The 22,271-nt window shown below is 67.2% G+C and carries 17 protein-coding genes and 1 pseudogene; 12 read left to right on the top strand and 6 right to left on the bottom strand.

The features are described 5' to 3' along the window. Positions 1-35 precede the first annotated feature (35 nt). Positions 36-737, bottom strand: coding sequence for a FadR/GntR family transcriptional regulator (locus ACTJLD_RS15955; protein ID WP_027792854.1), 702 nt, complete (start codon positions 735-737; stop codon positions 36-38). A 233-nt stretch (positions 738-970) separates the two neighbouring features. Here ACTJLD_RS15955 and ACTJLD_RS15950 point away from each other — a divergent pair, with 233 nt between their 5' ends. From ACTJLD_RS15950 to ACTJLD_RS15915, 8 genes are read left to right on the top strand one after another with little or no spacing between them, the layout of a single operon-like run. Next, positions 971-2,515: a sugar ABC transporter ATP-binding protein gene (locus ACTJLD_RS15950; protein WP_060198925.1), complete on the top strand. Its 1,545-nt coding sequence runs from the start codon at positions 971-973 to the stop codon at positions 2,513-2,515. Then, positions 2,508-3,539 carry an ABC transporter permease gene (locus tag ACTJLD_RS15945; protein ID WP_124544526.1) on the top strand — a complete coding sequence of 344 codons (1,032 nt, stop codon included), beginning with the start codon at positions 2,508-2,510 and terminating at the stop codon, positions 3,537-3,539. The genes ACTJLD_RS15950 and ACTJLD_RS15945 overlap by 8 nt, the downstream gene beginning before the upstream one ends. Before the next feature lie 42 nt (positions 3,540-3,581). Next, positions 3,582-4,529, top strand: a complete 948-nt coding sequence (locus ACTJLD_RS15940; protein ID WP_059699561.1) for an ABC transporter substrate-binding protein — start codon at positions 3,582-3,584, stop codon at positions 4,527-4,529. A gap of 36 nt (positions 4,530-4,565) precedes the next feature. Further along, positions 4,566-5,582 (top strand): aldo/keto reductase, encoded by a 1,017-nt coding sequence (locus ACTJLD_RS15935; RefSeq protein ID WP_440659263.1) that lies wholly within the window; start codon positions 4,566-4,568, stop codon positions 5,580-5,582. Continuing rightward, on the top strand, positions 5,579-6,454 hold the full coding sequence (locus tag ACTJLD_RS15930) for an amidohydrolase family protein (protein WP_081066322.1): 876 nt from the start codon (positions 5,579-5,581) through the stop codon (positions 6,452-6,454). The genes ACTJLD_RS15935 and ACTJLD_RS15930 overlap by 4 nt, the downstream gene beginning before the upstream one ends. A 22-nt stretch (positions 6,455-6,476) precedes the next feature. Further along, positions 6,477-7,487, top strand: coding sequence for a zinc-binding alcohol dehydrogenase family protein (locus ACTJLD_RS15925; protein WP_027792848.1), 1,011 nt, complete (start codon positions 6,477-6,479; stop codon positions 7,485-7,487). Positions 7,488-7,518: 31 nt separating this feature from the next. Next, complete coding sequence (locus ACTJLD_RS15920; protein ID WP_440659262.1) at positions 7,519-8,679, top strand: mannitol dehydrogenase family protein; 1,161 nt, start codon at positions 7,519-7,521, stop codon at positions 8,677-8,679. After that, on the top strand, positions 8,676-10,199 hold the full coding sequence (locus tag ACTJLD_RS15915) for a UxaA family hydrolase (RefSeq protein ID WP_027792846.1): 1,524 nt from the start codon (positions 8,676-8,678) through the stop codon (positions 10,197-10,199). The genes ACTJLD_RS15920 and ACTJLD_RS15915 overlap by 4 nt, the downstream gene beginning before the upstream one ends. A 227-nt stretch (positions 10,200-10,426) precedes the next feature. On the opposite strand, the gene ACTJLD_RS15910 is transcribed toward ACTJLD_RS15915, so the two are convergent. Continuing rightward, positions 10,427-12,013, bottom strand: coding sequence for a methyl-accepting chemotaxis protein (locus ACTJLD_RS15910; RefSeq protein WP_334066256.1), 1,587 nt, complete (start codon positions 12,011-12,013; stop codon positions 10,427-10,429). Positions 12,014-12,304: 291 nt separating this feature from the next. Here ACTJLD_RS15910 and ACTJLD_RS15905 point away from each other — a divergent pair. After that, positions 12,305-13,278: pseudogene (locus ACTJLD_RS15905) on the top strand (methyl-accepting chemotaxis protein); the annotation flags it as partial. A 186-nt stretch (positions 13,279-13,464) separates the two neighbouring features. Here ACTJLD_RS15905 and ACTJLD_RS15900 read toward each other — a convergent pair. The 3 genes from ACTJLD_RS15900 to ACTJLD_RS15890 form a co-directional block, all read right to left on the bottom strand. Then, positions 13,465-14,643, bottom strand: coding sequence for a fumarylacetoacetate hydrolase family protein (locus tag ACTJLD_RS15900; RefSeq protein ID WP_440659261.1), 1,179 nt, complete (start codon positions 14,641-14,643; stop codon positions 13,465-13,467). A gap of 31 nt (positions 14,644-14,674) precedes the next feature. Further along, positions 14,675-16,456, bottom strand: coding sequence for an IlvD/Edd family dehydratase (locus tag ACTJLD_RS15895; RefSeq protein ID WP_048027410.1), 1,782 nt, complete (start codon positions 16,454-16,456; stop codon positions 14,675-14,677). Positions 16,457-16,644: 188 nt separating this feature from the next. Beyond that, positions 16,645-17,682: a LacI family DNA-binding transcriptional regulator gene (locus tag ACTJLD_RS15890; RefSeq protein WP_174392705.1), complete on the bottom strand. Its 1,038-nt coding sequence runs from the start codon at positions 17,680-17,682 to the stop codon at positions 16,645-16,647. 297 nt (positions 17,683-17,979) lie between these two features. Between ACTJLD_RS15890 and ACTJLD_RS15885 the strand changes: the two genes are divergently transcribed. Beyond that, the gene (locus ACTJLD_RS15885) at positions 17,980-19,326 is read left to right on the top strand and encodes an MFS transporter (protein WP_059855893.1); all 1,347 of its coding nucleotides are present in this window, start codon (positions 17,980-17,982) and stop codon (positions 19,324-19,326) included. A 177-nt stretch (positions 19,327-19,503) separates the two neighbouring features. On the opposite strand, the gene ACTJLD_RS15880 is transcribed toward ACTJLD_RS15885, so the two are convergent. Then, on the bottom strand, positions 19,504-20,670 hold the full coding sequence (locus ACTJLD_RS15880; protein ID WP_440659260.1) for a pyridoxal phosphate-dependent aminotransferase: 1,167 nt from the start codon (positions 20,668-20,670) through the stop codon (positions 19,504-19,506). A gap of 53 nt (positions 20,671-20,723) precedes the next feature. On the opposite strand from ACTJLD_RS15880, the gene ACTJLD_RS15875 reads away from it, so the two are divergent. Continuing rightward, the gene (locus ACTJLD_RS15875) at positions 20,724-21,374 is read left to right on the top strand and encodes a GntR family transcriptional regulator (RefSeq protein WP_440659259.1); all 651 of its coding nucleotides are present in this window, start codon (positions 20,724-20,726) and stop codon (positions 21,372-21,374) included. Positions 21,375-21,562: 188 nt separating this feature from the next. Next, the gene (locus ACTJLD_RS15870; protein ID WP_165581905.1) at positions 21,563-22,150 is read left to right on the top strand and encodes a hypothetical protein; all 588 of its coding nucleotides are present in this window, start codon (positions 21,563-21,565) and stop codon (positions 22,148-22,150) included. Positions 22,151-22,271: the final 121 nt, after the last annotated feature.

The following is a 22,271-nucleotide window of genomic DNA, read 5'->3' as shown; positions in this document are numbered from 1 at the left end:
TCGCCGACGCGCGCCGGCGCCCGTGCGTGTTCAGCTCAATCCGGATCGGCTTTCAGCCCACCCTCGATCCACCGCGCTTCCGACGCGCGAAGATGCGCACGAATGGCCGTCTGCGCGGCGATCGGATCGCCGGCCTGCAACGCGAGCAGCACGTCCTCGTGCTCGCGCACCGCGGCGGTCCACGTCTGCGGATTCTCCGCATGGCCGCGCATCGCGGCCGCGATTGGGTCGTGGCGGCTGTCGAACAGCTCGCCGACGAAGCGGGTGAGCACCGAGTTGCCGGCGGCTTCCGCGATCAGCATGTGGAACTGCCGGTCGGCTTCGACCGGGGATTTGCCGGCCTCCGCGAGCCGCTTCATGCGCTGAACGGTGCGGCGCAGCCGCTCGAGCATGGCGGCCGTCATCCGCGCTGCGGCCAGCGCGGCGACGCTGCCTTCGACGGCCGCGCGAGCCTGCATCAATTCCGACGGACTGTCGCCGAGCGTGGCCATCGGGCCGACAGCGTCGGCGGCCGTATCGCGCACATAGACGCCGGAGCCCATCCGGATTTCGATCTGCCCGCCGATTTCCAGCGCGATCAGCGCCTCCCGAAGCGACGGCCGCGACACGCCGAGCGTCAGCGCCAGCTCGCGCTCGGGCGGCAGCCGCTCGCCGATCGCGAATTCGCCCTGGCGAATCAACGCGACGATCTGGGCCGCGACCGATTGGTAAAGCCGCTTGGGTTCTGTCGATTTCATCCGAGTGATAGGGATCAATGCGCTTCGGGCGCAAGCGCGTGTCGCGGAGTCTATCACGCCGGACGCATCGCCCCGTGTAGCGGCGCGTTCATCCGGATGTCCGGGTTTTCACTATTGGTAAGATCAGATGTGAATAATTAAATTGGCTTGACCAAAATGGGTTTGATTGCTGTAATTCATCCAAATTGGACTGACCGGTTAGTGTCGAGGTCGATCCATCCCCAGGAGACGCAATGGCAATGCCTCGCAATCTGCCCGGTCAGGCCGCGCAGGACGAACCGGACCGGGAGATCCTGCGCCTGGACGGGATTCGCAAGCGCTTCCCCGGCGTCCTCGCGCTCGACGGGATTCGCCTCGACCTGCGCCGCGGCGAGGTGCATGCGGTGTGCGGCGAGAACGGCGCGGGCAAATCGACGCTGATGAAGATCATCAGCGGCCAGTACCTGCCCGACGACGGTGTCGTTCACTATCGCGGCGCGCCGGTGCGTTTTCATTCGGCCTCCGAAGCGCAGGCGGCCGGCATCTCGATCATTCATCAGGAGCTCAATCTCGTCCCGCACCTGAGCGTGGCGGAGAACCTGTTCCTCGCGCGCGAGCCGCGGCGCGGGCCGTTCGTCGATACGAAACGCATGAACGCGGAGGCGGCGCGCTGCATCGCGCGCATCGGCCTGAACGTCGCGCCGACGACGAAGGTCGGCGTGCTGTCCATCGCGCAGCAGCAGATGGTCGAGATCGCGAAGGCGCTGTCGCACGATGCGCGTGTGCTGATCATGGACGAACCCACGTCGTCGCTGACCGAAACGGAAACGGTGCAGCTGTTTCGCATCATCGAGGAACTGCGCGCCGACGGCGTGGCGATTCTGTATATCTCGCACCGGCTCGACGAAATGGCGCAGATCGTCGATCGCGTGACGGTGCTGCGCGACGGGCGCCACATCTCGACGGATGCTTTCGCCGACGTGAGCATCGACGACATCGTCGCGCGCATGGTCGGACGCACGCTCGACGACGCCTATCCGTCGCGGCAATCGGTGCCGACCGACGAGGTGCTGCTCGACGTGCGGGACCTGCGCCGCGACGGCGTGTTCGGGCCGGTGTCGTTCGCGCTGCGCCGCGGCGAGATCCTCGGTTTCGCGGGCTTGATGGGCGCCGGGCGCACCGAGATCGCCCGCGCGATCTTCGGCGCGGATCGCCCCGACGGCGGCACGATCGGGCTGCACGGCCGGCCCGTGACGATCCGCTCGCCGCGCGAGGCGATCCGGCACGGCATCGCGTATCTGTCGGAGGACCGCAAGAAGGAGGGTCTCGCGCTGCCGATGCCCGTCGCGGCGAACCTCACGCTCGCGAACGTGCGCGGCATCACGTCACGCTTCGGATTCCTGCGCTTCGACGACGAACTCGACGTCGCGCGCCGCTACGTGCAGGACCTCGCGATTCGCACGCCGTCCGTGCACCAGCGCGTCCGAAACCTGTCCGGCGGCAACCAGCAGAAGGTCGTCATCGGCAAATGGCTGTACCGCGGCTCGAAGATCCTGTTCTTCGACGAGCCGACGCGCGGCATCGACGTCGGCGCGAAATTCGCGATCTACGGGCTGATGGACCGGCTCGCCGCCGACGGCGTCGGCGTGGTGCTGATCAGTTCGGAACTGCCCGAACTGCTCGGCATGACCGACCGGATCGCCGTTTTTCACGAAGGTCGATTGACCGCATTTCTCGATACGAAACACACCAGTCAGGAGGAGATCATGCACTACGCGTCGGGGCGTTCCCATGCTTGAAATGACATCCGATCGAAGCCAGGCCGATGAACGGGCGGCGCGACAGCGGCGGCGCGACCTGATCCAGAAGTTCGCGGCGCTGGGCAGTCTCGTCGTGCTCGTGTTCGCGTTCTCGGTCTCGAGCGCGGCGTTCTTCTCGGTCGACAACCTGATGACGGTCGGCCTGCAGGTCACGTCGATCGCCTATCTGGGCGTGGCCGCCACCTGCGTGATCATCACGGGCGGCATCGACCTGTCGGTCGGCTCGGTGCTCGCGCTGTCCGGCGTGTGCGCGGCGCTGCTGGTCAAGGCCGGCGCGCCGGTGCCCGCGGCGATGGCGGCCGGCATCCTGGTCGGCGCGCTGTGCGGGCTCGTCAACGGCATCTGCGTGACGCAGATGGGCCTGCCGCCGTTCATCGCGACGCTCGGCATGATGCTCGTCGCGCGCGGCATCGCGCTGCAGATCACCGGCGCGCGGCCGGTATCGGATCTCGGCGATGCGTTCGGCGCGCTCGGCAACGGCGCGCTGCTGCGGATCTCGCGCATCGGCGCGGACGGGTTCCCCGACACGACCTTTCCCGGCATTCCGTATCCGGTCGTGATCATGGTCGTGCTGTTCGTCGTGGTGTCCGTGCTGCTGTCGAGAACGTCGCTCGGCCGCCATATCTACGCGGTCGGGTCGAACGCGGAAGCCGCCCGGCTGTCGGGCGTGAACGTGCAGGGCGTGAAGCTGTTTACCTACGTGCTGTCCGGCGCGCTCGCGGGCGTGACCGGTTGCGTGCTGATGTCGCGGCTCGTCACCGGGCAGCCGAACGAAGGCGTGATGTACGAGCTCGACGCGATCGCCAGTTCGGTCATCGGCGGCACGTCGCTGATGGGCGGCGTCGGCACGATCTCCGGCACGGCGATCGGCGCGTTCGTGATCGGCGTGCTGCGCAACGGCCTGAACATGAACGGCGTGTCGAGCTTCATCCAGCAGATCATCATCGGCGTCGTGATCCTCGGCACGGTGTGGATCGACCAGTTGCGCAATCGCCGGCCCTGACCGGCAGCAAGCAGTCCCTACCAACGAGAAGCGGAGCGAGACATGAACAAATCCATCCTGCTGGCGGCATCGGCGTGCGTGTTCGCGGTGTGCAGCAGCGGCGCGTATGCGGCGGGCGGCGAGATCGCCGTGATCGTCAAGACGGTCAATTCGAACTACTGGCAGAACGTGCAGAAGGGCGCGAAGGCGGCGCTCGGCGGCGCCAAGGGTTACACGATGACGTTCCAGGGCCCGGCGGCCGAGTCCGACATCAGCGGGCAGGTCAACATGGTCGACAACGCGGTTACGCGTCATGTGGCGGGCATCGTGCTCGCGCCGTCCGATCCCGATGCGCTCGTGCCCGCGATCAAGAAGGCGTGGGAAGCGCACATTCCCGTCGTGCTGATCGACTCGGCGATCGCGGACGCGGGCAAGCCGTACTACCAGGCATTCCTGTCGACCGACAACGAGAAGGCGGGCGCGCTGTGCGCGAAGGCGCTGATCGACCGCGTCGGGCAGTCGGGCAAGATCGCGATCATGTCGTACGTACCGGGCGCGGGCTCCGAGGTCAGCCGCGTCGGCGGGTTCCGCAAGTACATCGAGAGCCATTCGAAGCTGCAGGTCGTCGGCCCGTACTACTCGCAATCGCAAATGGCGACCGCGCTGAACCAGACGACCGACGTGCTGTCGGCGAACCCGGACCTGAAGGGCATCTTCGGCGCGAACGAGCCGACCGCGGTCGGCATGGGCCGTGCGCTGAAGCAGTCGGGCAAGGCGGGCAAGGTGGTGGCGATCGGGTTCGACGGCAACGAGGACCTGCAGGGCTTCGTGCGCGACGGCACCGTGCAGGCGATCGCCGTGCAGGGCTCGTGGCAGATGGGGAACCAGGGCGTGCGCACGGCGCTCGACGTGATCGAGCGCAAGCCCGCGCCGAAGCTGATCGATACCGGCGTCGTGATGGTCGACAAGCAGAACCTCGATTCGCAGGCAGCGAAGAATGTCCTGTACTGATCGCCCGTCCCGCTTGCACGCATCGAGTCACCACTCATGAACGCAAACGATACGCGCACCTTGCCGCGCAGCGGGCTGACGGTGTCCGCGCTCGGCCTCGGCTGCTCGCAGCTCGGCGGCCTTTATCGGCCGATGTCGGCGGCCGACGCCGCCGCGCTGGTCGACGCCGCGTGGGCTGCCGGCCTGCGCTACTTCGACACCGCGCCGTATTACGGCTACACGCTGTCCGAGCGGCGCGTGGGGGCGGGGCTCGCTCCGCGCGAGCGCAGCGCGTTCACGCTCAGCACGAAGGTCGGGCGGCTGATGCGCGCCGACGCGAGCGTGCGGCCGGGCGACGACGGCTGGGCCGAGCCGCTGCCGTTCCGGCCCGTCTACGACTACAGCTACGACGGCATCATGCGCTCGCACGACGACAGCCGGCAACGGCTCGGGCTCGCGCGGATCGACATGCTGTACGTGCACGACATCGGCGCGATGACGCACGGCGATCGTCACGCGCACTACTGGGAACAGTTGACGCGCGGCGGCGGATTTCGCGCGCTGGATGCGCTGCGCGCCAGCGGCGAGATCGGCGCGTTCGGTCTCGGCGTGAACGAATGGGAAGTCGCGGCCGACGCGCTGAACGAAGCGGCGCTCGATGCGGTGCTGCTGGCCGGCCGCTACACGCTGCTCGAACAGACGGCGCTCGAACCGCTGCTCGACGCGTGCGCCCGTGACGGGACGGCGATCGTGATCGGCGGCGTGTTCAATTCCGGCCTGCTCGCCGGCAACGGCAAGTTCAACTATGCGGACGCGAGCGCCGACGTGATCGACAAGGCCACGCGGCTCGGCGCGCTGTGCAACCGCTTCGACGTGCCGCTTCCCGCCGCGGCATTGCAGTTTCCGTTCGGTCATCCAGCCGTCGTATCGTGCGTGGTCGGCGCGCGCAGCGTGGCGCAGTTGAAGCAGAACGTCGACTGGTTCGAGCGTCCCGCGCCGGCCGAACTGTGGGATGTGCTGCGCGACGAAGGGTTGATCGCGGCGCACGCGCCGGTTCCGGGAGCCCACGCATGACCATGCGCATCGACGCCCATCAGCACTACTGGCGCATCGACGCACGGGCCGGCTGCTGGCCGCCGGCCGAACTCGATGCGATTCACCGGGATTTCGGCCCGGCCGATCTGGCGCCGCTGCTCGACGCTGCGCGCATCGACACCACCGTCCTCGTGCAATCGCTGCCGAGCGAAGCCGACACGCGCTTTCTGCTCGATCTCGCGGACGAAACGCCGAGCGTCGGCGCGGTGGTCGGTTGGGTCGACCTGAAGGCCGACGACGCACCGGCGCGGATCGCGGCGTTTGCGTCCGCGCCAAAGGCGCGCGGCTTGCGACCGATGCTGCAGGATCTGCCCGACGACACGTGGATCGACGATCCGCGGCTGGATCGCGCGGTCGCCGCGATGCTCGAGCACGGGCTGCGTTTTGATGCACTGGTGATGCCGCGTCATCTCGATGCGCTGCATGCATTCGCGCGACGCCATCCGGATCTGCCGATCGTGATCGACCATGGCGCGAAGCCGTTCATCGAGCGCGGCGAATGGCAGCCGTGGCTGTCGGCGATGGGCCGGCTTGCGCGCCTGCCGAACCTTCATTGCAAGCTGTCCGGCCTCTGGACCGAAGCAGGGCCGTCGGCTGGGCCCGACGCCGTGCGCGCGCGCACGCGGCCGTATGTCCACGCGCTGGCCGAGCTGTTCGGGCCGACGCGCCTGATGTGGGGCAGCGACTGGCCGGTGCTGCGGCTGGCGTCGGCGTGCGGCGGCTACGGCGAATGGCTGGCCGCGTGCGAGGACGATTGCGCGCGGTTGCTCGGCGCCGCGGCGCTGGACGGCCTCTTCGGCGGCAACGCACACCGCTTCTACCGGATCGACACCGCACGCCACGACGAATGAACCAGAACGAAAGGAACCCGACATGCTCAGCGTGATTTGCGAATCCCCCGGCGTGCTGCGCGTGCAGCAGCGCGAACTGCCCGTACGCGGCAGCGGCGAAGTACTGTTGCGCGTGCAACGGGTCGGCATTTGCGGCACCGACCTGCATATCTTCACCGGCAACCAGCCGTACCTCGACTATCCGCGCGTGATGGGCCATGAGCTTTCGGCGGTCGTCGTCGAGGCGGAACCCGAGTCGGGGCTCGGCGTCGGCGACGCGGTGTACGTGATGCCGTATCTGTCGTGCGGGCACTGCATCGCCTGTCGGCACGGCAACACGAATTGCTGCGTGAACATCAAGGTGCTCGGCGTGCATCGCGACGGCGCGCTCGCCGAATACCTGAGCGTGCCTGCGCAGTTCGTTCACAAGGCCGACGGCATTTCGCTCGACCAGGCGGCGATGCTGGAATTCCTCGCGATCGGCGCGCATGCGGTGCGGCGCGCGGACGTCCGCGCCGGGCAGCGCGCGCTGGTCGTCGGCGCCGGGCCGATCGGCATGGCCGCGATGATCTTCGCGAAGCTGCGTGGCGCCGACGTCACATGCCTCGACACGCGGGCGGATCGACTGGCGTTTTGCCGGCAACATCTGACGGTTGATGCGACCGTGGAGGTGGGCGAGGATGACGCGGCGCGTCTCGCGGCGTTGACGAACGGCGAGTATTTCGATGCGGTGTTCGACGCCACAGGCAACCTCGATGCGATGAATCGCGGTTTCGAATTCGTCGCGCATGGCGGCAAATACACGTTGATCTCGATCGTGCGCGGGCACGTCGCCTTTTCGGATCCCGAATTCCACAAGCGGGAAGCCACGCTGCTTGCGAGCCGCAATGCGACGGCCGAGGATTTCGCGACGGTGCTCGACGCGATGCGCGGGGGGCGTATTCCGGACCGCGCGCTGAACACGCACCGGATGCGGCTCGAAGAGGTGCCGGATGCGCTGCCGCGTTTGCTCGATGCGGGGCAGACCGTCGTGAAGGCGCTCGTCGAATGCTGATCGATCGAATCCGGCACGCGGAGCGCATGCGATGACGCCGCCGATCCTCCAGTTCGGCACGAGCCGCTTCCTGCTCGCGCACGTCGACTTGTTCGTCTCGCAGGCGCTGGACGACGGCAACGCGATGGGCGGCATCGGCATCGTGCAGACGACCGGCAATCCGGCCAGCCGCGCCCGCATCGACGCGCTGCGCGCCACCGGTCGCTATCCGGTGCGGATTCGCGGGCGCGACCGCGGCGGCGTGGTCGACGAAGTCGTCGAGTGCCGCGCCGTGCATCGCGCGTGGGACGCCGAGCACGACTGGGCGGAGATACGCGGTGCCGCGATCGAGACCATACGCGTCATCGTGTCGAACACCGGCGACGCAGGGTATCGCGCCGATCCACGCGACACCGTGGACCTGCTGGCCCAGCAGGAGTACGCACCGCACGGCTTTCCGGCGAAGCTGCTCGCGCTGCTGCATGCGCGCTGGCAGGTGCGGCCCGATGACGGCGTCTCCATCCTGCCTTGCGAACTGGTGACGGACAACGGCGACACGCTGCGCGACATCGTGCTGGACCTCGCGCGCCAGTGGCGGCTGCCCGACGCGTTCGCCGACTATCTGGGCAACCGCTGCGTGTGGGTCAACTCGCTCGTCGACCGCATCGTGTCCGAGCCGCTCCATCCGGTCGGCGCGATCGCGGAGCCCTACGCGCTGTGGGCGATCGAGCGGCGTGCCGGCATGGCGCTGCCGTGCACGCATGCTCAGGTCGTCGTCACCGACGATTTGCGCAGCCACGAGCGCCTGAAGCTGTTCTTCCTCAATCTCGGGCACAGCTGGCTCGCGGAGCAGTGGCTCGCGGCGGGGCGCGACGCATCGGAAACGGTGCTGGACGCGATGAACGATGCGCGGTTGCGCGACGGTCTCGAAGCCGTGTGGCGCGATGAAGTCGCGCCGGTATTCGTGGCGCTGGGCTTGCGCGAAACGGCCGAACACTACGTCGACAGCGTGCGCGAGCGCTTTCTCAATCCGTTTCTCGCGCATCGCATCGCCGATATCGCGGTCAACCATCGCGAGAAGGTCGCGCGGCGGATCGAGCCGCTGCTCGCGCTCGCCGATTCGCTGGCGCTGGCGGCCGAACAACCGCGGTTGCGGCAACTCGTCGCCCGCTGCGAACCGGTGGCCGCAACGACAGGGAGAAGACCATCGTGAAGCAACCGACCATCGTGATCCTTCACGGCAACGACAACGTCGCCGTCGCACTCGATGCGCTGGCGCCGGACGTGCCGATCGACGTGCACGGCGCACCGCTGCGGCCGGCGGCCGCGATACCGGCCGGCCACAAGATCGCCACCACGCCGATCGCGCGTGGCGACGCGATCGTCAAATGCGGGCAGCCGATCGGCGTCGCGCTGCGGGACATCGCCGCGGGCGAGCACGTGCACGTGCATAACGTCGGGATGCCTGAGCGGCATGCGCACGACGACGGGCCGGCGGGCGACACGCACGACGTTCCGGCCGATCGCCGCGATACCTTCGACGGATTCGTGCGTCCCGACGGCAGCGTGGGGACGCGCAACTACGTTGGCGTGATCGCGAGCGTCAACTGTTCGGCGAGTGTCTGTCATGCGATCGCCGATGCATACCGGCACGGCGCGCTCGACGCGTTCGGCCATGTCGACGGCGTCGTCGCGATCACCCATCAGAGCGGCTGCGGCATGTCGGCGACCGGCGACGGCATCGAACTGCTGCGACGCACGCTCGTCGGTTATGCGCGCAACCCGAATTTCGCCGGCGTGCTGCTCGTCGGCCTCGGTTGTGAGGTCAACCAGGTCGGCGCGCTCGCGCAGCGGCTCGACGCGGCGGCACCTGGTACCGTGCGCACGCTGGTGATCCAGGACGAAGGCGGCGTGCGCGACACCGTGGCCAAAGGCGTGTCGATCGTGCGCGAGTTGCTGGAGGCGGCCGACGGCGCGCGTCGCAGCGCCGTGCCGGCCTCGCGGCTGACGGTCGGCCTGCAATGCGGCGGCTCCGACGGTTACTCGGGCATCACCGCGAATCCGGCGCTCGGCGCGGCCGTCGATCTGCTGGTCCGCAACGGCGGCACCGCGATTCTGTCCGAGACGCCCGAGATCTACGGCGCCGAGCATCTGCTGATCGCGCGAGCGGCGTCGCGCGACGTGGCCGAGCGTCTGCTCGGCAGGTTGCAGTGGTGGGAGCGTTACGTCGCCGACAACGGCGGCGAAATGAACAACAACCCGTCGCCCGGCAACCTCGCCGGCGGCATCACGACGATTCTCGAGAAATCGCTCGGCGCGGTGTCGAAGGGCGGCCGCTCGCCGCTGCGCGCGGTCTACGACTATGCGGAGCCGGTGCGGCAAGCGGGGCTCGTGTTCATGGATACGCCCGGTTACGACCCGGTGTCGGCCACCGGGCAGATCGCCGGCGGCGCGAATCTCGTGTGCTTCACGACGGGCCGCGGTTCGGTGTTCGGCTCGAAGCCGGTGCCGACGATCAAGATCGCGACGACGACCGGCCTGTACGAGCGGATGCAATCGGACATGGATTTCGACAGCGGCGGGATCGTCGCCGGTTCGCTCTCGGTCGGCGAAGCGGGCGAGCGGCTGTTCCGGCTGATGCTCGACGTTGCCTCCGGACGACGATCCCGCAGCGAGGACAACGGCATCGGCGAACGCGAGTTCGTGCCGTGGCTGCGCGGCGCGGTCATGTGACGCGAAAGGCGACATGCGACCGCGTGCGCAATCGGACAGCGAAGGAGACGCCGCGATGGAAACCCGCATGAGCGAGCCGGCGATCGGCGAAATCGGCCGCGACGATCATCTCTCCGACCTGGAGAAGGGCTTGCTCGGCGAAGCGCTGCGCTTGCTCGCCGAGACGCGCGCACGGGCGCTCGAACTCTGTGTCGAGGTGAGCCGGCGGCAGGGCGGCGGGCGCCGACCTACGCGCCGGCCATGCGCGCGTCGAGCCGGAACAACGAGACGGCCTCGGCAAGCCGGTTTCCCTGTTCCTCGAGCGACTTCGAGGCGGCGGCTGCCTGCTCGACGAGCGCCGCATTCTGCTGGGTGACCTCGTCCATTTGCGTAATGGCGAGATTGACCTGCTCGATGCCGCGACTCTGTTCGCTCGACGCCGCGGCGATTTCGCCCATGATGTCGGTCACGCGCGAGATCGCATGCGTGACCTCGCTCATCGTATCGCCCGCGTTGTTCGCGATATGCGAGCCGTCCTCGATTTTCCGGACCGATTGCGAGATCAGCTCGCGAATTTCCTTCGCGGCGCTCGACGAACGCTGCGCAAGACTTCTGACTTCGCTTGCCACCACCGCGAAGCCGCGGCCCTGTTCGCCGGCGCGGGCAGCCTCCACGGCCGCGTTGAGCGCGAGGATGTTGGTCTGGAACGCGATCCCTTCGATGATCCCGGTGATCTCGGCGATCTTGGCGGAGCTCGCGCTGATGTCGGTCATCGTGTCGACCATCAGGCCGACCGCCGAGCTGCCGCGCTGCGCGACCTCCGATGCGTTGTTGGCCAGGCCGCTCGCCTGTTGCGCATTGTCGGCGTTCAGGCGCACGGTGGAGGTCAGTTGCTCCATGCTCGACGCGGTTTCCTGCAACGACGCGGCCTGCTGTTCGGTGCGGGACGACAGGTCCTGGTTGCCGGACGCGATTTCGCCGGCGCCGGTCGCGACGTTGCCCGATGCGGTACGGACTTCCGAGATCAGGCGGATCAGGTTCGCCTGCATGTCGCGCATCGAAGCCAGTACGCTGCCGGCCGGCGCGGCGCCGGTCGTGGCTTCGGCGCCGAGATTGCCGGCGGCGATATGGCCGGCGATATCGCTGAGCACGGCGGGCTCCGTGCCCAGCGAGCGCAGCAGGCCGCGGGTGATGACGAGGCCCGAGAGCGCGGCCGCGGCGGCGGCGGCGATGCAGATCGCGATCAGCATCAGGCGTCGCGAGGTATAACGGTCGTCCGATTCCTTCACCAGTTGATCGGCCCGCGCGCGCGAGTACGTCGCATACGTGTCGGTGGCGGCGACGAGCCGGGCCAGCAGCGGTCGGCACTGTTCGTTGATCATCGTGATCGCCTGATCGCGCCGGTTGTTCGCCGCCGCGTCGACGATGGCGCGCGCCACGGGGCCGTACTGCGCCTCGACCGCCCCGATTTGCCGAACCAGTTCGCGCGCCTTGTCGGATGCGCCGCTGCCCTCGCGGACCGCATTCGTCAGTTCGCCCATCAGCGCGCCGACTTCGTGGTCGGCCTGCAGCGCCGCTTCCTTCTCGATGTCCGCGTCGCGCGGGCTGGCCGCGAGGACCTGGTTGCGGGCGGCGATCGCGCGCCGGTCGACCGCGAAGCGAATCTTGTCGGCCAGGTTCGCGCGGGCGTTGGTGCCGTTGACATAGTCGTCGAATGCCGCGTTCGCGTTGCCGAGCGAGACGATGCCGACGATGGAGACGAGCACGACCGTACACGTAAGAAGTCCGAAAGCCATGATCAGCTTCGTGCGAACGGTTAATCGTCGATCGTTCATGAGATGAATCCGGTTGTGGTTATCAAATAGATTTCCTGATTAACGGAATGGTGAAAGAAAGGTTTAGGACCGGCGCTGCGGGGCAATCGTTTGCGGGTTGCCTGTCGTCAAAATAAATCTGACCGCGATCCGCATTCGTCACGCTGAGCCGGAGAACGGCGCTGTTTTCGCCCGCCGTGCCGTTAAACGGATCAGGTTCGCCTTGTTCAGCGATCCCATTTCAATCACGCGGTAACGGAGACCGAAGTCATCATGCTGTCATCAATTCGCGCACGGATACTTGCGACGTGTGTCGCCATCATCGCGGCGGCGCTGGTCGGCGCGATGACGAACGCGGCCTTCAAGCACATCCTGATAGTGCGCGACGCGCTCACGGACGTCTCGAGCGGCAGCGGTGATCTGACGAAGCGCCTGCCGGCCGACGGCGCGGACGAAGCCGCGCAGATCGCGAGAGCGTTCAACGCGTTCGCCGAGAAGATCAGTACGATCCTGCGGCAGATCCGCGATTTCAGCACGTCCGTGAACCTTGCGAGCGCCGAGATCGCGCAGGGCAACCAGGATCTGTCGGCCCGCACCGAACACGCGGCGTCGAGCCTGCAGGAAACGGCCGCCGCGCTTGAGGAGATCGCCGGCACGGCCCGCAACCCGCCGATGCGGCCACGCAGGTGAGCCGGCTGGCGGAATCGGCGTCGGGCGTTGCCGTACGCGGCGGCGAGGTGGTGAGCGAGGTGGTCGCGACGATGGACGAGATCACGAAGGCATCGGCCGAGATCTCGAACATCATCGGCGTGATCGACGGCATCGCGTTCCAGACCAACATTCTCGCGTTGAACGCCGCCGTCGAGGCGGCCCGCGCGAACGAGCACGGCCGCGGCTTCGCGGTCGTCGCCGGGGAAGTGCGTGCGCTCGCGCAGCGCAGCGCGCAGGCCGCGCGGGAAATCAAGCAGCTGATCCACTCATCGGTCGAGAAGATCGGGGGCGGCTCCGGGCTCGTGCAGACGGCCGGCACGACGATGGACGAAATCGTCGACGGCGTGCGCAACATCACGAGCGTGATCGCCGAAATCAGCGTCGCCGCGAAGGAGCAGAGCACGGGGCTCGAGCAGGTGAATCAGGCGGTGTCGCAGCTCGACGATACGACGCAGCAGAACGCGGCGCTGGTCGAGCAACCGGCGGCTGCCGCGACGTCGCTGCGCGAGCAGGCGGCCCGGCTCGCGCAGACGGTCGGCGAGTTCAGGCTCGCGGAGCGCGCGGTGGCGGCGTGACGGTTCGCGTGACGGGGCCGGCGGGCCCCGGTTTCATGCGGCGCGGCGAAGCCAGTCCGGCTGGCGCACCCGCCGACGACGGGCGGGATTTCGTTCGTATCCTGCACCGGTCCGCTGTACGTCGCCCACGCCGTGGCTGACTGCGATCGATCACCCGTGGGGAGGCCGGTGGTGCTGCCGTTCCGCTCAGGCAAGCAGCCCGCGTGCCGCCAGATTCGCATACAGCGCGCGCACGCCGAAGGTCCACGGCGCGATCTCCGTGCAAAGCCGCACGGTGTTGACGAGTGCGCCGAGCGCGGGCGTGGAGATCGTGACGCGGTCGCCGAGGTGATGCGTGAATCCGCCGCCGGGCGCGTCGCGATCCTGGATCGGCGAGAACATCGTGCCGAGGAACAGCATGAAGCCGTCCGGATATTGGTGATGCGCGCCGCAGGTCTGCGCGACGAGGTCGGTCGGGTCGCGGCTGATCTCGCGCATATGGCTGATGCCGTCGAGTACGAAGCCGTCGTCCGCGCCTTCGACGCGCAGCGACACGCTGCATGCCCGCACGCTGTCGAGCGTGAAGCCGTCGTCGAACAGCCGCACGAACGGGCCGATCGCGCACGAGCCGTTGTTGTCCTTGCATTTGCCGAGCAGCAGCGCCGAACGGCCTTCGATGTCGCGCAGGTTCACGTCGTTGCCGAGCGTCGCGCCCACCGGCATGCCGTCACGGGCGACCGCCAGCACGATCTCCGGTTCCGGGTTGTTCCACACCGACACGGGCAGCAGCCCCACGTCCGCGCCGAAGCCGACCGCCGACATCGGCTGCGCCTTGGAGAACACCTCCGCATCAGGGCCGATGCCGACTTCCATGTATTGCGACCATGCGCCGCGGCGTTCGAGCTCCGCCTTCAGGCGCAGCGCGGCTTCCGAGCCCGGCACGATCTTCGATAGATCGGTGCCGATGGTTGCGGCGATGGTGTCGCGAACCTCCCGCGCTTTGGCCGGATCGCCGCCCGCCTGTTCCTCGATCACGCGCTCGATCAGGCTGACCGCAAAGGTCACGCCGCACGCCTTGATCGCCTGCACGTCGCACGGCGCGAGCAGGTGCGTCGCGCCCGGCGTGCCGTCCAGCGCGGCCTGCAACAACGGCTCGACACGGCCGAGCGATTCGCCGGCAGCGGTGCGCGCGATGGCGACTGCATCGGGGCGATCGAACAGGTCGGCGGTGGTCGGCACGGTGCGTGTGATGTCGAACACTTCGCCGCCGCGCACTGCGACGACGCTCGGGCCCGCGTGGGCGCCGTCGTGCCGCCAGACGCGGCCGATCAGCAGCGCGTGGTCGAGGTCGTGCGGCAGGCAATCGGAAACGGAAGGCGTATGCATGGTCAGCTCGGCAAGAGTCGGGGGCGGTGGGTCAGTGCGAATGGCGCGGGTTGCCGCGCTGCTCGATCACCTTCAGGTACAGCGTGGCCGGTTCGAGGCAGCCGCCGGTGGACAGCTGGCCGACGAACCGGCGATAGAGTTCCTGCCACGGCGTTTGCGCCTGCGGCACGGTGAAGCTTTCGGTTTCGCGGCGGCGCGCGAGTTCGTCCTCGTCGACGAGCACGTCGACGCTGCGGCGATTCAGGTCCACGCGCACGCGATCGTTCGTGCGCAGCAGCGCGAGGCCGCCGCCGACCGCGGCTTCCGGCGACATGTTCAGGATCGACGGGCTGGCCGATGTGCCGCTCTGGCGTCCGTCACCCATGCACGGCAGCGACGTCACGCCGCGCTTCACCAGTTCGGCAGGCGGCGCCATGTTCACGACTTCGGAACTGCCCGGGTAGCCGACCGTGCCGCAGCCGCGGATCACGAGGATGCAGCGCTCGTCGATGTTCAGCGCGGGATCGTTGATGCGCGCGTGATAGTCCTCGGGGCCGTCGAACACGATCGCGCGCGCCTCGAACGTATTCTCCGCGCCCGGCTCGGACAGGTAGGTGCGGCGGAACGCGTCGCCCACCACCGACATCTTCATGATCGCGCTGTCGAAGAAGTTGCCCGACAGCACCATGAAGCCGGCGCCATGCTTGAGCGGCGCGTCGGGCGTGCGGATCACGTCGCGGTCGGCGTCCTGCGCGGTGTCGGCGATCTCGCCGATCGCGCGGCCCGATACGGTCAGGCAGTCGCGCCGCAGCAGCCCGGCCGAATCGAGCTGGCGCAGCACGGCGGGCACGCCGCCGGCGCGGTGGAAGCTCTCGCCGAGGTAGTCGCCGGCCGGCATGCAGTTGACGAGCAGCGGCACCGATTCACCCAGGCGCTGCCAGTCGTCCAGGCTCAGTTCGACGCCCATGTGGCGCGCAATCGCGATCAGGTGCGGCGGGCAGTTGGTCGATGCGCCCAGCGCGGACGCGACGACGATCGCATTCTCGAATGCCGCGCGCGTCATGATTGTCGACGGGCGCAGGTCTTCCCGAACGAGCTCGACCGCGCGCTTGCCGGTCGCGTAAGCCATCTGGCCGCGCTCGCGATAGGCGGCGGGAATGCTCGCGCAGCCGGGCAGCGACATGCCCAGCGCCTCGGCGAGGCTGTTCATCGACAGCGCGGTGCCCATGGTGTTGCAATGGCCGATCGACGGCGACGAGGCCGTGGTCAGCTGCATGAAGCCTTCGTAGTCGATCTCGCCCGCCGCGAGCAGGTTGCGCGCATGCCAGATCACCGTGCCCGAGCCGACCCGCTTGCCCTCGTGCCAGCCGTCGAGCATCGGGCCGCCCGACAGCACGATCGCGGGCATGTCGACGGTGGCGGCCGCCATCAGGCACGCGGGCGTGGTCTTGTCGCAGCCGGTCGTCAGCACCACACCGTCCAGCGGAAAGCCGTGCAGCACTTCCACCAGCCCGAGGTACGCGAGATTGCGGTCGAGCGCGGCGGTGGGCCGGCGGCTTTGCTCGGCGAGCGGATGCACGGGGAACTCCATCGGAATGCCGCCCGCGTCGCGGATGCCCGCCTTGGTGCGTTCGGCCAGCTCGATGTGATGGCGGTTGCACGGCGCGAGGTCGCTGCCCGTCTGCGCGATGCCGATAATGGGGCGGCCCGACTGCAGTTCCTCGCGCGTCAACCCGTAGTTCATGAAGCGCTCGACATAGAGTGCCGTCATGTCCGCGTGCGCGGGGTCGTCGAACCATTCCTGGCTGCGCAGGCGGCGAGGGGTGTGTGACATGGCAGGCTGTCTCCTGAGGGGCCTTTGTCATTCTGCATGCCGGATGGTACCGGTAACATCGTTTGGATGTTAGCACGGGTTTTTTGCGCAGCGGAAGGGATTTCGTGCGCATGTGGCGAAGGTGAGGGCAGGGGGGGCGGTACGAAGCCGCGCGCGTGGCGGTCGGGATGCGCGCGGCCGTCGGCTTGTCAGGCGCTTTCCCGCGCGATGATCGTGTAGTCGATACGGATGCTTTTCGATTCGGTCCGCTCGCCGCCGTCACGCGCTTGCAGCGCCGCCAGCAACGCTTCGCCCGTGCGCAGCCCGATGCCGTACGCGTCGACCGATACGGTCGTGATGGTCGGATGGCAGCATGTCGCCACTTCGAAGTTCCCGAAGCCGGCCACGGCGATATCGGCCGGCACGGCGAGCCCGCGCCGGTGACACTCCATGATCGCGCCGAACGCCGACATGTCGCTCACGCACATCACCGCGTCGGTATCCGGCCATTGCTCCAGCAGCGCTGCCATCGCCGGCCCGCCGTGGCTCATCGTGATCGGCGATTCGCCCAGCCGCACGACGCGCGGTTCGCCCAGCCCCTGCGCCTTGATCTCCGCCTGGTAGCCCTTGAGCCGGTCCAGGCCGCGGCGATCCAGTTCGCTCGCGCCGACCAGAAAGCCGATGCGCCGGTAACCGCGCTCGGCCAGGTGGCGCACCATCGCACGGGCGGCGCGCACGTTCGAGAAGCCGACGGCGGTGTCGATCGGGCGCGTGGGCAGGTCCCACATCTCGACCACTGGAATCGCCGAGCGCTCCAATACCTTCCGCGTCGCATCGGTGTGCTGCGACCCCGTCAGCGCGATGCAGCGCGGCTGGTGTCGCAGCATCGACCGGACGAGCCGCTCTTCCCGTTCGAGGTCGTAGTCGGTATCGCCGAGCAGCAATTGCAAACCATGCGGCTCGAGTGCATCGGTCAGGCCGCGCACGGTGTCCGAGAAGTTGGAACTCGACAGCGACGGCACCAGCACCGCGACGAATTCCGAGCGCCCCGACGACAGCGCACCGGCAGCGGCATCCGCCACATAGCCGAGCTGGTCGATGGCCTCGCAGACCCGTGCGCGCGTCTCGGCGGCCACGCTGTGGCCGGCGAGCACGCGCGACACCGTCATCTTCGATACGCCGGCGAGGCGCGCTACGTCGGACATGCGGGGCGGCCCGGCGGGCCGGACGGCGGTGGGACTGGGCATCGGAATCGCGATCGGGAGGAGGCAGGAAAGGCTACATCATACCGGTGCGGCATACCGCGCAGGCGGGGCGCGGCGTGTCCGCCGCGGTGAGAGTCGCACTAGGGAAACCACGCGTCCGGCGGCGCTTGTACACGCGTGTCGCCGCATGCTACCGTCGAATGTGTTACCGGTATCAGCTTGCCGATCGCTCCCGTCGCCTCGTCGGCTTTTTTTGGGCACCGGATGTTATCGGTAACATCGATGCGCGCAGCGCACGCGACGGTACGAAGAAGATCGACACAATCAGGAGACAGACCGATGCCATCCCTTACGCAGGCCGCTGCCGCACCGGCCGCGGCCGACTCGTCCGAAGACGCCCTTTACCGCAAGGTCATGCGGCGCATCCTGCCGTTGCTGCTGCTCTGTTACGTCGTGGCCTACCTGGACCGCGTCAACGTGGGCTTCGCGAAGCTGCAGATGCTCGACGACCTGAACCTGAGCGACGGCGTCTATGCGCTCGGCGCCAGCATCTTCTTCTGGGGCTATTTCCTGTTCGAGATGCCCAGCAACCTGCTGTTGCACCGCTACGGCGCGCGCTTCTGGATTGCGCGGATCATGATCACGTGGGGCATCGTGTCGTCGTCGATGGCGTTCATCGTGCCGCTCGCGCAGTTCTTCCACGTGCAGACGACCACGATGTTCTACACGCTGCGCTTCCTGCTCGGGCTGTGCGAAGCGGGTTTTTTCCCGGGCGTCATCCTGTACCTGAACTACTGGTTCCCGGCGCGGCGCCAGAGCGTGGCGATGTCGGGCTTCCTGGTCGCGATCCCGCTGAGCCTGACGCTCGGCAGCGTACTGTCCGGCTGGCTGATGGAGCAGACGCACGGCCTGTCGGGCATGAGCGGCTGGCAATGGATGCTGTTGCTCGAAGGGCTGCCGTCGATCGTGGTGGCGTTCATCGTGCTGGCCTGCCTCGGCGACGGCCCGCAGACGGCGAAGTGGCTGTCCGCCGACGAAAAGGCGGTGCTGTCGCGCAACCTCGAATCCGAGGCCGCGCACAAGTCGCACAGCATCGGCGCCGCGCTGCGCAGCCCGCGCGTCTGGTTGCTCACCTTCATTCTGCTGACGTTCAATACCGGTTTCTACGGGCTGGCCTTCTGGCTGCCGTCGATCATCCGCGCGTCGGGCGTGCACAGCCCGCTGCACATCGGCGTGCTGACGGCCATTCCGTACCTGACGGCGATCTTCGCGATGGTGTGGAACGCGTCGCACTCGCGCAAGACCGGCGAACGCCGCCTGCATGCGGCGATTCCCGCGCTGATCGGCGGCGTCTTCCTGATCCTGAGCGCGGCGTTCGCGCACAACGTGGCGCTGTCGATCGTATTCCTGACCATTGCCACCTGCGGCATCCTCGCGCTGATGCCGATCTACTGGACCTTTCCGGGGCAGATCCTGTCCGGCACGGCCGCGGCCGCCGGCATCGCGCTGATCAATTCGGTGGGGAACCTGTCCGGCTTCACGGGCTCGATGATCACCGGCGTCGCCAAGCAGATGACCGGCAACATCAACAACGGGACTTATGCGCTGGGCGCTTGCTTGCTGATCAGCTGCGTGTTGATCGCGTCGATTCCGCGCGATATCCTGCGGCCGCCGGTGGGGCGGTAGGGCGTTGGCGGGACGTTACGTCCGGCCGGGGCTGGGGCATCGCGCCGCCTCGGCGCCGGATGCATCACGTCACGCGGATCGATCTTGTGTGAGTTTGCTCGACCACCACACGCGGAATTCCGGCTACTTCCAGCCAGGGACGCCCGGCGCGCGACTCTGCTTTCTCGTGAGCGGCCGTCATGCGTCCTCCAGTGCGAAGCGCACCTTGTCCCCGAGCGTGCGCAACCGGTCGACCGGTTCGTTCGAGAACACGAAACGGACGTACTGCTCGCCGTGGGCGACGCCCCATCCGGTCATGGCCGTCGCACATACGCCCCGGCGCAGCAACCGTTCCGACATCTGCGATCCGGTCAGACCGAAATCGGCGACGCGCAGCAGCATCGACCAGCCGCCCGCCGGCATGCCGAACGGGAGTCCCGACAGTTCGGCGGCGACCGTATCCCGCCGTCTCTCCAGTTCGCTCACGTAGCCAGGCAGATCGGATGCGGAATGTTCGAGCGCAACCGCCGCGGCCTCCTGGGCTATGCCGACCGGTACCACGACATTGGCGAGCGACACGGCCACCAGATCCGGAATCAGCCATTCCGGCGCGACGATCCAGCCGACCCGCCAGCCGATCATGCGCAACTCTTTCGACGCCGCGCCGACCGTGACCGTACGCTCGGCCATGCCGGGCAGGCCGGCGGGATGGATGACCGTACGTCCATCGAAAAGCAGCCGTTCCATCGCGCTGTCGAGGATCAGCAGCAGATCGTTCTGCACGCACAGGCTCGCGATCAGTTGCCAGTCGGACGCGTCGAAGAAGCCGCCCGAAGGCATCGACGGCGACATCAGCAGCATGGCCCGCGTTTTCGGACCGATTGCTGCCCGCAGTGCCGCCTGGTCCAGCTTCCATTCGCTGCCCGGCGTGAAGGTGAACGGGACTTGCTTAGGCACGCCGCCCGCCAGGCGGATGCGGTTCAGCAGACCGGCGTACGTCGGATCGGTGACGATGACTTCGTCGCCCGTCTCGACGGTGGCGAGCAGCGTATTCAGAATGCCGGAGAGTCCACCCGCCGACACCACCACCTGGTCGGCCGTGAAGCGCTGCCCCGAAAGCGCCGACACGTGGGCGGCAGCGCTCGCGCGCAGCCGGTCCTGACCGACGAAGGGCAAATAGGAGTTGGCCGAGTCTCGCTGGATGGCTTCTCGGGTGAAGGCCAGCGCTTCTGAAGTGGGTGGGAGGTCGGTGTCGAGATTTTCGAGTCGCAAAAGGTCGACGTCGGCATGATCGGCGATCGACCCCATGCGATCGACGCCGATGCCGGCAATGTGCTGCAGACGGACAGGGCGGTGGCGGTGCATCGGACCTCCGATCTTGTTACAATTTTATAGATAATATATGCATGGTGGTCGGGATGAACTTTGAAGTCAAGGAGGAGCGCTCGCTGGCCGATCGGATCGCTATCGCATTGGCGGACCGCATCATCTCGGGCGTCATCGCGCCGGGGGAGTGGCTGCGTCAGGACCACATCGCGGCAGAGTTCGGCGCGAGTCATGTGCCGGTACGCGAGGCGTTCAGACGGCTGGAAGCGCAGGGGTTGGCCGTGGTGGAACCGCGACGAGGCGTGCGGGCGGCGCCGCTCGAGCCGGCGGACGTGCTTGAAATGGCCAAGATGCGTGCTGCTTTCGAGGCGCTGGCGTTGCGTGAGGCGATTCCCGCGCTCGATGCACGGGCGCTGGAGGAACTCGATGCGATCCTCGATCAGGAGGCCGCGGCGCGTGGCATCGCCGTGCTGGGCACGCTGAATCTGAGGTTTCATCGGGCGTTGACCGCGCCGTGCGGGATGCCGCGGCTCGTCGCCGCGATTGGCGATATGCATCGGGCCAGTTCACGGCATCTGTATGCGACGTGGCAGCAACTCGACTGGCAGGATCGCTCGAACGGCGAACATCGGGACATCGTTCGGGCGATACGTGAGGGGGATGTGGACGCGGCGTGTGCGGCTCTGTCCGCGCATATTCTGGCTGCGGGGGATGCGCTCGCTCAGGCGTTGCGTGGGCGGTAGGGATGTGGGTCAGGCCGGGGGCATTGACCGGTGCGGAAGGCTGGTATGGGGAATGGCTGGCGTTTTCTCTGGGGTAGCTATAGTCAAACGCGTCGGGCGGCATCCGGCCAGCACCAGTCATTCGACGCTGGCACCCAGATAGTTGACAATCGAACTCTGCCATTCTGGCTTGACGCAATGGGGAACCTATGAGTACTGCAACGCCGCCGACCAAGAAGCTATTTTTGAACGGAGTACTTATCGGAGAGGTGCCTGCGACGGGCGACACCAAGAAGGATGCCGAGATAGCTCGGGCGTATATCGAGAGCAAGGGACTTCACAAGGAAGTTACCTTGGTGCAAAGTATGTTCCGTCAGGCGCTGGCGTTCGCAAGCACTTCTGCCTACCTGTACGAAAGGGACCTAGCGAATGTGCCGAGAAATGGGTTGAGCGCTGCGCCATTTGTGGTCAACATCGCATTTGCGATAGAGCTATACCTGAAAACTTTAGGGCAGGTTCACGGCGCCACTCTAAAGGGACACGACTTGCTTAAGTTATTCGATGCGCTTCCAGCGGCCGCACATGCTGCGATAGATGCGGCTGCTCCGGCTGCAACGGCGCAATCCGTGCTGGATGGCCAGCCGACAGTCAGAGAATGCCTCGCGCAACTCAATGGCGTATTTGTTGAGTGGCGCTACCTGTATGAGAAGTCGGATAGCAAGGAAGTGAAGATTCAACACGCAATCTTCGTTGGTCGTGTTCTGCATGATGCGTGTGTAGCCTCGAAGCAGGTTTGACAAAGAGCCGCGCTCGCGTAGTCAGATCTACAACGGCAACCGCGAACGTCTCCTATCGAGAAAGTTGGAGGTCCGCTTCGGGTCGTTCAGAGTCATTCGTGCCCGCGTGCAGGTCTTCATT

This window comes from Burkholderia sp. 22088 (assembly GCF_052045915.1).
GTDB classification, from domain to species: domain Bacteria; phylum Pseudomonadota; class Gammaproteobacteria; order Burkholderiales; family Burkholderiaceae; genus Burkholderia; species Burkholderia cepacia.
The sequence above is the reverse complement of the archived record's forward strand: the minus strand, read 5'-3'. Positions and strand labels throughout refer to the sequence as shown.

Excerpts from the sequence above, each read along its gene's own strand:
- ACTJLD_RS15955 (WP_027792854.1), bottom strand. The coding sequence starts at position 737 with ATGAAATCGACAGAACCCAAGCGGCTTTACCAATCGGTCGCGGCCCAG.
- ACTJLD_RS15950 (WP_060198925.1), top strand. The coding sequence starts at position 971 with ATGGCAATGCCTCGCAATCTGCCCGGTCAGGCCGCGCAGGACGAACCG.
- ACTJLD_RS15945 (WP_124544526.1), top strand. The coding sequence starts at position 2,508 with ATGCTTGAAATGACATCCGATCGAAGCCAGGCCGATGAACGGGCGGCG.
- ACTJLD_RS15940 (WP_059699561.1), top strand. The coding sequence starts at position 3,582 with ATGAACAAATCCATCCTGCTGGCGGCATCGGCGTGCGTGTTCGCGGTG.
- ACTJLD_RS15935 (WP_440659263.1), top strand. The coding sequence starts at position 4,566 with ATGAACGCAAACGATACGCGCACCTTGCCGCGCAGCGGGCTGACGGTG.
- ACTJLD_RS15930 (WP_081066322.1), top strand. The coding sequence starts at position 5,579 with ATGACCATGCGCATCGACGCCCATCAGCACTACTGGCGCATCGACGCA.
- ACTJLD_RS15925 (WP_027792848.1), top strand. The coding sequence starts at position 6,477 with ATGCTCAGCGTGATTTGCGAATCCCCCGGCGTGCTGCGCGTGCAGCAG.
- ACTJLD_RS15920 (WP_440659262.1), top strand. The coding sequence starts at position 7,519 with ATGACGCCGCCGATCCTCCAGTTCGGCACGAGCCGCTTCCTGCTCGCG.
- ACTJLD_RS15910 (WP_334066256.1), bottom strand. The coding sequence starts at position 12,013 with ATGAACGATCGACGATTAACCGTTCGCACGAAGCTGATCATGGCTTTC.
- ACTJLD_RS15900 (WP_440659261.1), bottom strand. The coding sequence starts at position 14,643 with ATGCATACGCCTTCCGTTTCCGATTGCCTGCCGCACGACCTCGACCAC.
- ACTJLD_RS15895 (WP_048027410.1), bottom strand. The coding sequence starts at position 16,456 with ATGTCACACACCCCTCGCCGCCTGCGCAGCCAGGAATGGTTCGACGAC.
- ACTJLD_RS15890 (WP_174392705.1), bottom strand. The coding sequence starts at position 17,682 with ATGCCCAGTCCCACCGCCGTCCGGCCCGCCGGGCCGCCCCGCATGTCC.
- ACTJLD_RS15885 (WP_059855893.1), top strand. The coding sequence starts at position 17,980 with ATGCCATCCCTTACGCAGGCCGCTGCCGCACCGGCCGCGGCCGACTCG.
- ACTJLD_RS15880 (WP_440659260.1), bottom strand. The coding sequence starts at position 20,670 with ATGCACCGCCACCGCCCTGTCCGTCTGCAGCACATTGCCGGCATCGGC.
- ACTJLD_RS15875 (WP_440659259.1), top strand. The coding sequence starts at position 20,724 with ATGAACTTTGAAGTCAAGGAGGAGCGCTCGCTGGCCGATCGGATCGCT.
- ACTJLD_RS15870 (WP_165581905.1), top strand. The coding sequence starts at position 21,563 with ATGAGTACTGCAACGCCGCCGACCAAGAAGCTATTTTTGAACGGAGTA.